Origin of the sequence: Actinomycetospora termitidis (genome assembly GCF_030286555.1) — a bacterium.
Lineage (GTDB): Bacteria > Actinomycetota > Actinomycetes > Mycobacteriales > Pseudonocardiaceae > Actinomycetospora > Actinomycetospora termitidis.
The window spans coordinates 62,001-71,934 of record NZ_JASVWF010000010.1 but is presented as its reverse complement, the minus strand read 5'-3'; the positions used below and the strand labels follow the sequence as shown (position 1 = coordinate 71,934).

Sequence of the window (9,934 nt, the reverse complement as noted above, 5' to 3'; positions counted from 1 at the left end):
GTGCGCCGCCGGATCCTCGTCTCGACCCTGCTCGTCGTCGCGATCACCGTCACCGTCCTCGGGGGGCCGCTCGCCCTGACGACGTGGCGCCTCGTCGAGGACTTCACGCACGCCGAGCTGGCCGGCCGGCTGCGTCAGGTGGTCAACACGCTGGACACGCAGCTGCAGTCCGACCGGCCGGTTGACCTGTCCGCGGTGGCGATCGCGGTGCCGCCCGGAGGCTCGCTGGTGGTGCGCACCCCGCGGGGCACCAGCGCGATCGGCGACCCCTCGGACGTGGACCAGGTCTCGGAGACCGCGTTGTTCGGCATCAACGGGTCGGCCGTGCTCGCGGAACCGTCCGCGGAGATGCGGGCCCGGCAGCTGCAGGCCACGGCCCTGGTGCTGGCCGCGATCGTGCTGTCGGTGGCGGTCGGGGCGGTGGTCGCGACCCTCACCGCCCGCCGTCTCGCCGACCCGCTGCAGCAGGTCGCGGGCCGCGCGGCCCGGCTCGGTGCCGGCGACTTCCGGCAGGCCCCGCTGCGCCACGGCATCCCCGAGCTCGACCGGGTGGCCGAGGTCCTGGACTCCTCGGCCGTGGCCCTCGCCGAGCTGGTCCAGCGTGAGCGGGACCTGGTCGGGGACGTCTCCCACCAGCTGCGCAGCCGGCTGACCGCGCTGCAGCTGCGCCTCGACGAGCTCTCCAGCCACCCCGACCCGGAGGTGTCCGCGGAGGGTGGCGCCGCGCTGGAGCAGGCCGAGCGGCTCGCCGAGGTCCTCGACGAACTGCTGAGCTCGGCCCGGGCGGCCCGGGCGGCGAGCGCGTCACCGCTCGAGCTCGAGAGCGAGCTGACCGCGGTCGCCGACGAGTGGCACGACGCGGCGCACGGGCAGGGGCGGTCGGTGCGCGTGCGGGTCGCCGACGGGCTCGTCGCGCGGGCGACCTCGGCGCGGCTGCGCGAGGCCCTGGGGGTGCTGGTGGACAACGCGCTGCGCCACGGCGCCGGGACGATCACCATCGCCGCGCGGCACTCCGACCACGACTCGATCGTCGTGGAGGTCTCCGACAACGGCGACGGGGTGCCCTCCGAGCTCGCGCCCCACGTGTTCGACCGCGGCGTCTCCGGGGCGGCCTCGACCGGCGTCGGGCTGGCCCTCGCGCGGGCCCTCGTGGAGGCCGACGGCGGGCGCCTCGAGCTGGCCCGGACGAAGCCCGCCGTCTTCGCGCTGTTCCTGCCCGTGCCGCGCACCGACCAGGCGGTCGCGTCGCCCCGGCCGCTGCCGGCCACGGGACCGCGCTGACGTTGCGGCTTCTCTGCCGTCCAGTGTCAGCATGGGGGCAGTGCTGACACCCCGGAGGGACGTCAGCCCGCCAGCGCCGTCGGGAACACCCAGCGGCGGAAGGCCCACCAGCGGAACGCCATCGCGAGCAGGGTGCCGACGACCTGCGCGCTCACCAGGTCCGCGACCTGCTCGGTGACCGGCGACACCACGGGCGTCGCGAGGTCGAGGACGTACCGCGAGACCCCCAGGGGCGCCGCGTTGACCGCGAGGGCCGCCCCGGAGACGACGAAGTACAGGACGGCCTCACGACGGCGGGCCAGCCCTCCCCGGGCGCGGAAGGACCACTCGCGGTTCGCGACGTAGCCGACGAAGGTCGCCACGAGCACGGCCAGGATCTTCGCGGTGACCGGCTTCGGTTCCAGGATCGTGCTCTTGAGCAGCAGGAACACCGCGGTGTCGACGACGAAGGTGCTCGCGCCGACGACCGCGAAACGCACCAGTTCGCCGTGGCGGTGCCAGGTGGACGCGAGGCGCGTCACGGCGGTCGACTCCATCGCCGAGGAGTCTAGGACGCGTGGATCCGGGGGATCGACAGCAGCCGGAGCCAAGCTTAGGCTCACCTCATTCACGAACGAGGGAGGGCCAGCTGATGACGGTGCGGCTGCCGGTCGGTGAGGTCACCGCGCTGCTGGGGCCGGGGCTCGTCCGGCGACGCGTCATGGCGGCCCTCGACGACGGCTCGGCGCCCGGGGTGCTGCGGCTGACCGCCGGCAAGCACGAGACGGTGGCCACGCGGCAGGCGGCCGTGGAGGCGGCGTGCGGGGCCGGGGCGGCGATCGTGCTGGCCGACCGGCTCACCGACGGGCTGGACGCCGCGGACCGACGAGCGGTGCTCGCCGGCCTCCGCGACGTCGCGACCACGGGCGCGGCCGTCCTGGTGGACGACGTCGACCCGGTCGCGACGGTCGCGGTGGCGGACGAGGTCCTGCGGGCCGACCGGACCGGCGGCCTCGTCCTGGAACGTCTGAGCGAGATCTACTTCGCGTCGTAGGTCAGGCAGTCGGCGACGTCGGCGCCCGAGCCGCCGATCTCGACCGACGACGCGGTGCACTCCAGCTTGTCGTTGAACTTGCAGTCCGAGCGGTGGCACGCCCCGACGAGGCCGCCCTGGTCCACCCCGCCGCGGAACGAGATCTCGACGAACGTGCCGCAGGCGGACCCGCCCACGGTGATGGCGCCGGCGTGGCAGGTCGAGCTCTCGTTGTACGAACAGCTCGTGGCGGCGCAGGACTGGACGGTCGGCAACTCGCGCATCGAAGTCATGCGACGAGGGTGGCCGGTTCCGACCGGTCCCAACAGCAAGCGAAGGCTCGGCTCACTCGCCCCCGCCGTCCGGAAAGGGCCTATTTCACCTGCAGGAATGCCGCTCGGCGCGTCGTCGTGACCGCCGAAGGTGATCACGATCGGGACCCATGTCACCGGAATGGGCGCCTGCTGCCGCCCCGGTCTCGAAGGTGTGCCTGACCTTCGCCCGATCGGCCCTTGCCCCGTCGGACACCCTCCGTTCCCCGGACGGCAGGGGTTGTCGCGCCGCAAGCTCGGCATGTACTTTCCGATCGGAAAGTCGATGCCGAGGGGGCGACGATGACGACGAACGACGCGCTGGCCCGGGTGGCCGAGCAGCGGGAGCGGCTCGCGGAGCGCGCGCGCCTGCCGTGGTGGTTCTGGGTGCTGTTCTCCGTGGCCACCGTCGGGCTGGTGGGGTGCACGCTGATCCAGGACCGGCTCCCGGCCGGCGTGGGGACGTGGCTCGTGGTCTGGCCGTCGATCCTGGTCTACCTCGTGGCCGAGTGGCTGGTGCGCCGCACGCGGGGGATCAGCCTGTCCCGGCGGACGTTCCGTGACTATCCCTCGGCCCGGCTCCCGAGCGTGCTGTTCCTCGTCGCCGCCCTCGTGGGGATGTTCGTCGTCATGGTGACGGCGCACGTCCGGCCGGACATCGCGGTCGTGGCGCTGGTGGTGGCCGCTCCGCTCGCCGTCGGGGCCATGGTGTGGGTCCAGCACGCGATGCTGGCCGACATCCGCACCGGGCGGGTCCGGACGCCGTGACACCCGCTCGGGACCCGGTGTTCGAGGTCGGGCCGCGCCTGGCGATCGGGGCGCTCCTGCAGGGGGCGGCGTGGGCCGACTTCGCCACGGTCCGCGACGCGGTCGGCGCCGGCGACTCGGTGATCTCCAAGCACGCCCGGTCGCTGGAGGACGCGGGCTACCTCGAGGTGCGCAAGGGCGCCGTCGGGCGCCGGCCCCGGACCTGGTTCCGGCTGACCGGGCCGGGGCGGTCGGCCCTGGAGAGCCACCTGGCGTGGCTGACCTCGCTGTCCGGCGTGCTGGAGGGGACGGACGCCGACCTCCCGTCGTGAGCGTTCGTGCGGCGTCGGGCGGGAGATCGTGCTAGACGACCGCGCATGGCGATCGCGGCGGGACGGGCCCGCCAGGAGCAGGTGTACCGCGACGGCGTCTCCGGTCGTCGCCCGCGCGTGCCGACGTCGGCCGCCGAGCTCGAACGGCGGGGTCGGCGGGCGATGTCCCGGCGCGCCGACGCCTACGTCGGCGGCGGGGCCGGCGCCGAGGCCACGATGCGCGCGAACCGGGCCGCGTTCGACCGGTGGGAGACCGTCCCGCGGGTGCTGCGCGACGTCGGGACCCGGGACCACTCGGTCGACCTCTTCGGCCGGCGCCACGAGCACCCGCTCCTGCTCGCGCCGATCGGTGCCCTCGACCTCGTGCGCCGGGACGCGGACCTCGAGGTGGCGCGGGGCGCGGCGGCCGCGGGCGTGCCGATGATCGTCAGCAACCAGGCGGGCGCGGCGATGGAGTCGCTGGCCGGTGTCGGTCGGCGGTGGTTCCAGCTCTACTGGTCGACCTCCGACGAGCTCGTCGACAGCTTCCTGGCGCGCGCGGAGGCGAGCGGCTGCGAGGCCGTCGTCGTCACCCTGGACACGACGATGCTCGGGTGGCGGCCCCGCGACCTCGACCTCGGCCACCTGCCCTTCAGCCGCGGCCTCGGGATCGCGCAGTACACCTCGGACCCGGTGTTCGCGCGGCTCGCCCGCGAGCGGGCCGCGGCCCCGCGGTCCGGGCCCGCGCCCCGGGTGACCCCGGCCGCCGTCCGGACCCTGCTGGAGATCAGCCGCCACCATCCGGGACGGGCCCTGGACAACCTGCGCTCGCCGGTCCCGCGGGCCGCCGTCGAGACGTTCCTCGACGTCTACTCCCGCCCGCAGCTGAGCTGGGACGACATCGCGACGCTGCGGTCGCGGACCGCGCTGCCGGTGGTGCTGAAGGGTGTCCTGCACCCCGACGACGCCCGGCGCGCGGTCGACGCGGGGGTCGACGCGGTGCTCGTGTCCAACCACGGCGGACGACAGGTCGACCACGCCGTCGCGGCCCTGGACGCGCTGCCCGGCGTGGTGGAGGCGGTCGCGGACCGGATGCCGGTGCTGCTGGACTCGGGGGTGCGGACGGGCGGCGACGTCGCGCTCGCCCTGGCACTCGGGGCCCGGGCGGTCTGCCTGGGGCGGCCGTTCACCTGGGGGCTCGCCCTCGCCGGGGCGGCCGGGGTGGCGCAGGTGGTGTCGGACGTGCTCGCGGAGCTGGACCTCACGGTGGGACTGGCCGGTGTGCGCTCCGCGGCCGAGCTCGAGGTGCGGCGCCGCTACTGACCGCCCTCGATCGCGAGCGGCCGCCGCGTCACCGACACCCCGCCCATCATCGCGAAGCCGGTGACGCGGACCCGCGGTCCGTCCGGGCGGCTCGGCGCGCCGGACTGGTCGGAGAAGCCGCCCATGAAGCCGATGCCGGTGACCTCCACGGACGTCTCCGGGTCCACGACGATCTCGCAGCCGCCCATCAGCGCGAACGCCTGCACGGTGATCCCGGCCGGACCGGCGGCCCCGCGCAGGTCGATCCCGGCGCCACCCATGATCGACACGACCTGGAGCGTCAGCCCCTGCCGATCGAGGCGGGCGTGCCGGAGGTCGAGGTTCGTCCCGCCCATCACGCTCACGGCGCGGTGGGTCAGGCCGGGGGTCCAGGCCCCGGTCCGGTCCGCGCCGCTCATCACGGCGACCGAGCCGGTGGCCTGGGGTCTGGTGGTCCCGGTCGTCCCGGTGCCGACCGGCGGCGGGGCCGGTTCGGGGGTCTCGGCGGCCAGGTCGGCCGTGATGGGAGCCAGCTCGTGGCGGAAGGTCGCGGAGTAGGCGGCGCGCTGCCGCTCGTCCCCCTCGACCATCGTCAGCCGGCCGTCGCCGACCGCGCGGCGGACGAGCTCGGCGACCTGCTCCCGGTCCGCGTCCGAGGCCCGGACGGCGGGTGACTCGCTCATGGCGGGTCAGCGTAGGACCCTCGGTCGCGAAGAAGTACTGCTTCTGGCATCGGTCATCAGCATGTCTTGGACTTCTGCATCGGGGGTGGCCACCGTGGGAGCCATGACCAGCACCGAGAACGTGTTGCCGACCGGCTCGTCCGCGGACGTGGTCGGGTTCCAGACCGCCGACCCGCACCGCCCCGACGTCGTCGTGACCGCCCGGAGCACCGACGACGTCGTCGCCGCGGTGCGCCACGCGCACGCCCACGACCTCCCCGTCGCCGTGCACGCCACCGGTCACGGTCACACCGTCGGCCGGGTGGGCGGCGTCGTCGTCGCCACGGGGGCGATGCGCGGCGTGACGGTGGACCCGGTCACGCGCACGGCCCGGGTGGAGGCCGGGGCACGCTCGGAAGACGTCGTCGCGGCGGCCGCGGAGCACGGGCTGGCGCCGCTCTCGGGGTCGTTCCCGGGCGTCGGCGTGGTCGGCTACACGCTCGGTGGCGGGCTGGGCCTGCTCGGGCGCGAGTTCGGGTGGGCGAGCGACCGGCTGCGGGCGGTGGAGATCGTGCTCGCCGACGGCTCGGTGGTGCGGGTGGCGGACGGCGAGCTGTTCGCGGCGCTGCGCGGCGGGCGGCCGTCGGTGGGGATCGTGACGGCGGTCGAGATCGGGCTGGTGCCGGTGCGCACCGTCGTCGGCGGGGGTCTGTTCCTCGACGCCGGGGACGCGGACGCCGTCCTGCCGGTGCTGCACCGGATCGCGAGCGGGGCGCCCGAATCCCTCGGGGTGTCGCTCGGGGTCGTCCCGGTGCCGCCGCTCGACGTCGTCCCCGCGCCGATCCGCGGGCGGACCGTGCTGCACGTGCGTCTGGTCGACACCGACGGCGCGGTGGCGTGGGCCGCGGACGAGGCGCTGCGGGCCGCGGCGCCGGTCCTGCTCGGCGGACTGCGCGAGCTGCCGTGGACCGAGAGCGGGTCGATCTTCGCCGAGCCGGAGGTGCCGCACGCCTACGAGGGCACGAACGTGCTGGTGGGGGACCTGTCGGTGGCCGCGCTGGCCGGTGTGGTCGCGGCGGCCCGCGCGGCCTCGGTGGGGTGCGTGGTGGACGTCCGGCGGCTCGGCGGGGCGCTGGCGCGGCCGGCGGGTCCGGACGCCGTCTCGTTCCGCGACGCCGGGTGGATCGTGCGGGTGCTGTCGTCGACCGACGGCTGCCCGGCGTCCGACGTGCGCGCGGCGCACGGGTCCGTCCTGGCGCCGGTGGCCGACGCGGCGCTCGGACGCATGGTCGGCTTCGTCTACGGCGCCTCCCCGGTCGACCCGGCGGAGCTGCACGAGCCGGCGGTGGCGGACCTGCTCGCGCGGGTCCGCGCCGAGTACGACCCGGCGGGGCGGTTCGCCTGAGTGGCAGTCTCGTCCCGCCCGGTGGCGCCTTGTCGCGGGGAACGCAGCGACAAGGCGGTCGCGAACACCTTGTCGCGGGCTACTTACGTCGGCAGCCCGCCTTGTCGTTCTGATTCACAACGACAAGGTGTCGGGTGGTGGGCAGATGGCCGCGACAAGGTGGATCGCGCCCGACAGGGAGCCGGCTCGGTCGGGTGAGCGGGCACCGAGCGCTGTCGGAAGGCCGGCGCGGCAGCCCTGAGTGCCCGGTGATCAGTGCAGCAGGACGTCGAGCACCGGCTCGAGGAGGCCGCGGCGATCGGCCTCGCGCTCGCGGGCGACCTCGACGCCGACGCCGAGCACCCGGAGCTCGACCAGCGGCGGTGCGGCGACGATGCGTGTGGGGGCGGTCCGCTCGGGGGCGGGGCCCTCTGACCACCGGCCCGAGGTGACCTGCCCCGACGACGGGATCTGCTGCACCTCGTCGGCGCGGGATTCGCGGGCGGACCCGGCGGAGGCATTCGACCGGCCGGGAGCGGCGTCGTCGGTGCGCTCGGGGTCGGCGGGCGTCGCTCCGACGGCGGCGCGCTGCCCGTCGGGGCTCGACCGGCCGGGGCCCGACGACCCGAGGGCGCCCGACCCGGCGTCCTGCGGGGCCGTGGGCGCGGGCACCGCCGGCGCCGACGGGACCGGCACCGACCCGACGTCGGGAAGGGGGACGACGACGGCGGGCGCCGCGACGGGCGGCGCGTCGGGGGCACCGCCGAGCACGGTCGCCGTCGCCACCCCGAGCCCCGCGAGGCCGACGACGGCCGCGCCCAGCCGGCGGGCCCGCGGCACCTCCGGGGTGCGGGTGAGGCCACCGATCGCCCCGATCACCCCGACGACCCCGGCCCCGGCGATGACGAACTCCGCGGTCGAGGGCACCCAGGTGCCCTGCCGCGCGGCGAGGTAGCCGACCAGCGCGGCGCCGAGGACGAGCGGGCCGATCGCGGAGCGGACGATCCCCGAGTTGACCTCGCGCAGCTCCGCGGCGAGCGACCGGCACTCGGCGCACTCGCGCAGGTGCTCCTCGACCCGGGCGGCGTCACGCTTCGAGAGCCCGCCGCGGGTGTAGGCGCCGAGCTTCTCCTCGGTCTCGCGGTGGCGCCGGTCCTTCGGTGGCGCGCTCGGCCCGGACCCGGCGAGGTGCTCCTGCAGGTAGGCCTGGCGCAGTCCCTCGCGGGCGCGGTAGCCCAGTGCGGAGACGGCGTTGGGGGTGAGGCCGAACAGGGGGGCGATGTCGGCGGGGGAGTCGCCCTCGACCTCCAGGTGCCACAGCACGGCCTGCCAGCGCTCGGGCAGCGTCGCGAAGGCCCGGGCCGCGAGCGAGCGCTCGAGGCCGGCGACGGCGGGGTCGGCGAACGGGATGATCGTCCGGTCCGGGTCGACGCCGATGACGTCGCCCATGTCATCGGTGAGGTCCAGGCGGCGCTCGGCGCGGGTGCGGTCGTAGGCCAGGTGGCGCAGCGAGGTCAGCAGGTAGGCGCGGAACGCCTCCGTCGGGCCGCCGCCGGCGCGCAGGATCTCCAGGAGCCGGGCGAAGGCGGCGGAGACGAGGTCGTCGGCGTCGGAGGGTGAACGGGCGAGCTGGCGGGCGAGGGCCCGGGCGGCGTCGCGGTGGCGGCCGTAGAGGGTGCCGAAGGCGAGGGTGGACTCGGTGTCCGCGGGACGGCCCCGGATGACGCCGAGCAGGTCGGCATCGCTGGGCCCGGGCGGCAGCCCCGAGCCCGCCGCGCCATCGCCGATCTCCGCCATCTGGGCACACCACCCCCCTCGGCGAGGAGTCTGGTGCCGCTTCGGGGAGGATCCCTGCACTGTCACCGTCACGGATGACCGTCTCGCGCGTCGCCAGGGGGAGCGGACGCTCAGGGGACCCCGTCGTCGGGGCGTGGTGGGACACCGAGGAGGGGTGCGTGGCATGACGGTGGCGGAGGAGCGCGAGGACGCGATCGGCGCGCCGGGCTCCGACCGTGCCCCCCTCGCCCGGGGAGCCGGCGTGGGCCGCGCCGGACTGGCCCACGGAGCGCTGCGGGAACGCTGGTTCGCCTGCAGCAACGCCCTGGGGTGGTCCGTCGCCTCCGAGTGGCCCGACCCGACGGTCGACGAGGTGTGCGACGTCATCCTCTCCGGCCGGGCCGGTCCGCCGTTGGAGCGCGCGCTGACCCGATGGGCGGGAGCACGCGCCGCGGCCGGGATCGGGCTGGACGAGACGTTGTCCGACCTCGCGGCGCTGCACACCGCGGTCAGCGGCGCCCTCGGGCACCTCGGGGAACGTCGCCGCCTGGGCCTGCCCGGCGCCGAGGGCTCCCGGCTGGTGCGGGTGGTCTCGCTCGGCTGGACCGACGTCGCCTGCGGGGACCTCTCCGAGGCCGCCGCGCTCGACCCGCTGTCCGGGCTCGCGAGCTCGCGCTACCTGCGCACCCGGCTCGCCGAGGTCTACCGCGCCGCCCGCGCCCACGGGGGGAGCGTCGGGGACGCGCACGCGCTCGTCGTCGTGACCCTCCGGGTGGCCGGGTGGTCCCGGGTCGCGCCGCTGACCGTCGCCGGGGATGCCGCCGCGGTGGTGTTCGACGCGGGCGAGACGATCGCGGTCGTCGGGCGGTCCACCGTCGTCGTGCTCGCGCCCCGCGAGGGACTCGCCGCGCGGGTCCGGGTGCTGCGCGGGCTGCTCGCGCGCCGACTGTCGGGGGCGTCCGGGGTGACCGGTGCGCCCAGTGCCCGCATCGTCGCGCTCCCGTCCTCGCTGGAGGCGGCGGACGAGACCCTGGCCCGGCTGCGCGAGGCCGAGCCCGCGGCCCCGCGCCGCGACCGCATCCTCGGGTTCGACGTGCCGGTGATCGCCCCGGAGGACGGCCCGGACGAGGCCGACCAGTAGGTTGCCC

General features: G+C 76.0%; 11 protein-coding genes. 7 read left to right on the top strand and 4 right to left on the bottom strand.

Features of this window, described 5'->3' with window-relative positions; genetic code table 11:
• Window positions 1-1,281: an ATP-binding protein gene (locus tag QRT03_RS30195; protein WP_286056881.1), complete on the top strand. Its 1,281-nt coding sequence runs from the start codon at window positions 1-3 to the stop codon at window positions 1,279-1,281.
• 62 nt (window positions 1,282-1,343) lie between these two features.
• Here the strand turns inward: QRT03_RS30195 and QRT03_RS30190 are convergent, their stop codons facing one another.
• Window positions 1,344-1,817, bottom strand: coding sequence for a GtrA family protein (locus tag QRT03_RS30190; protein ID WP_286056880.1), 474 nt, complete (start codon window positions 1,815-1,817; stop codon window positions 1,344-1,346).
• Window positions 1,818-1,912: 95 nt separating this feature from the next.
• Here QRT03_RS30190 and QRT03_RS30185 point away from each other — a divergent pair, with 95 nt between their 5' ends.
• On the top strand, window positions 1,913-2,314 hold the full coding sequence (locus QRT03_RS30185) for a hypothetical protein (protein WP_286056879.1): 402 nt from the start codon (window positions 1,913-1,915) through the stop codon (window positions 2,312-2,314).
• On the opposite strand, the gene QRT03_RS30180 is transcribed toward QRT03_RS30185, so the two are convergent.
• Window positions 2,299-2,586, bottom strand: coding sequence for a DUF1540 domain-containing protein (locus QRT03_RS30180; RefSeq protein ID WP_286056878.1), 288 nt, complete (start codon window positions 2,584-2,586; stop codon window positions 2,299-2,301). The genes QRT03_RS30185 and QRT03_RS30180 overlap by 16 nt on opposite strands.
• A 321-nt stretch (window positions 2,587-2,907) precedes the next feature.
• Between QRT03_RS30180 and QRT03_RS30175 the strand changes: the two genes are divergently transcribed.
• Genes QRT03_RS30175 through QRT03_RS30165 form a run of 3 tightly spaced genes read left to right on the top strand, consistent with a single transcriptional unit; the run spans window position 2,908 to window position 4,985 of the window.
• Complete coding sequence (locus tag QRT03_RS30175; protein WP_286056877.1) at window positions 2,908-3,372, top strand: hypothetical protein; 465 nt, start codon at window positions 2,908-2,910, stop codon at window positions 3,370-3,372.
• Window positions 3,369-3,683 carry a winged helix-turn-helix domain-containing protein gene (locus QRT03_RS30170; protein WP_286056876.1) on the top strand — a complete coding sequence of 105 codons (315 nt, stop codon included), beginning with the start codon at window positions 3,369-3,371 and terminating at the stop codon, window positions 3,681-3,683. The genes QRT03_RS30175 and QRT03_RS30170 overlap by 4 nt, the downstream gene beginning before the upstream one ends.
• A gap of 45 nt (window positions 3,684-3,728) precedes the next feature.
• The gene (locus tag QRT03_RS30165) at window positions 3,729-4,985 is read left to right on the top strand and encodes an alpha-hydroxy-acid oxidizing protein (protein ID WP_286056875.1); all 1,257 of its coding nucleotides are present in this window, start codon (window positions 3,729-3,731) and stop codon (window positions 4,983-4,985) included.
• Here the strand turns inward: QRT03_RS30165 and QRT03_RS30160 are convergent.
• On the bottom strand, window positions 4,979-5,647 hold the full coding sequence (locus tag QRT03_RS30160) for a DUF1707 SHOCT-like domain-containing protein (protein WP_286056874.1): 669 nt from the start codon (window positions 5,645-5,647) through the stop codon (window positions 4,979-4,981). The genes QRT03_RS30165 and QRT03_RS30160 overlap by 7 nt on opposite strands.
• Before the next feature lie 103 nt (window positions 5,648-5,750).
• Here QRT03_RS30160 and QRT03_RS30155 point away from each other — a divergent pair, with 103 nt between their 5' ends.
• Entirely contained in the window at window positions 5,751-7,031 is a 1,281-nt protein-coding gene (locus tag QRT03_RS30155; protein WP_286056873.1) for an FAD-binding oxidoreductase, read from the top strand.
• 252 nt (window positions 7,032-7,283) lie between these two features.
• Here QRT03_RS30155 and QRT03_RS30150 read toward each other — a convergent pair whose 3' ends face one another.
• Entirely contained in the window at window positions 7,284-8,807 is a 1,524-nt protein-coding gene (locus tag QRT03_RS30150; protein ID WP_286056872.1) for a sigma-70 family RNA polymerase sigma factor, read from the bottom strand.
• A gap of 163 nt (window positions 8,808-8,970) precedes the next feature.
• On the opposite strand from QRT03_RS30150, the gene QRT03_RS30145 reads away from it, so the two are divergent.
• Window positions 8,971-9,927 carry a GGDEF domain-containing protein gene (locus QRT03_RS30145; protein ID WP_286056871.1) on the top strand — a complete coding sequence of 319 codons (957 nt, stop codon included), beginning with the start codon at window positions 8,971-8,973 and terminating at the stop codon, window positions 9,925-9,927.
• Window positions 9,928-9,934 lie beyond the last annotated feature (7 nt).